2 protein-coding genes are annotated in these 507 nt (G+C 67.7%); both read left to right on the top strand.

Annotated features, from left to right (window positions below):
* Positions 1-101 (top strand): hypothetical protein (locus MZTS_RS25730; RefSeq protein ID WP_425492778.1); only part of this gene is annotated, 101 nt, incomplete at its 5' end.
* 183 nt (positions 102-284) lie between these two features.
* Positions 285-507: SMR family transporter (locus tag MZTS_RS25410; RefSeq protein ID WP_192285716.1), on the top strand; the 223-nt coding region annotated here is incomplete at its 3' end.

The following is a 507-nucleotide window of genomic DNA, read 5'->3' on the forward strand; positions in this document are numbered from 1 at the left end:
GCCGGCAATCGGAATGGAGCCCGGAGGGGGCCGGCTTCGCGCGGATCTCGGTGATGGATGCGGACGGCGCGAGCGACAGCGTGGTGGTGCGCCTGGAATAGCGCACCGTCCCGAAAGCTGGCCTCCGGCCTTCGGAACCGGACGATGCGCGGCGAAATCCTCGTGCGGCACCGCACGTGACTCTCTCGCCCCATGCCTTAGCTACGTCCGCGAGAGGCAACGTCCTCCCCCTGCGAGGGGCCCAAGTCCGGGACGGCCCGGCTCATGCTCTTCATGAGGCTGCCGTGGCCTGGATCGTTCTCATCATCGCCGGTCTTCTCGAGGTCGTCTGGGCCTTCGCGATGAAGCAGTCGGAGGGGTTTTCCCGCCTCTGGCCCACGGTCATCACCTTCGTCACCATGGGGTTGAGCTTCGCCTGCCTCGCTTGGTCGATGCGGAGCCTGCCGCTCGGTACCGCCTACACGATCTGGACGGGCATCGGCGCCGTCGGCGCCTTCCTCGTCGGCA

The sequence above is a fragment of the Methylorubrum zatmanii genome, assembly GCF_014845115.1.
Classification (GTDB): Bacteria; Pseudomonadota; Alphaproteobacteria; order Rhizobiales; family Beijerinckiaceae; genus Methylobacterium; species Methylobacterium zatmanii.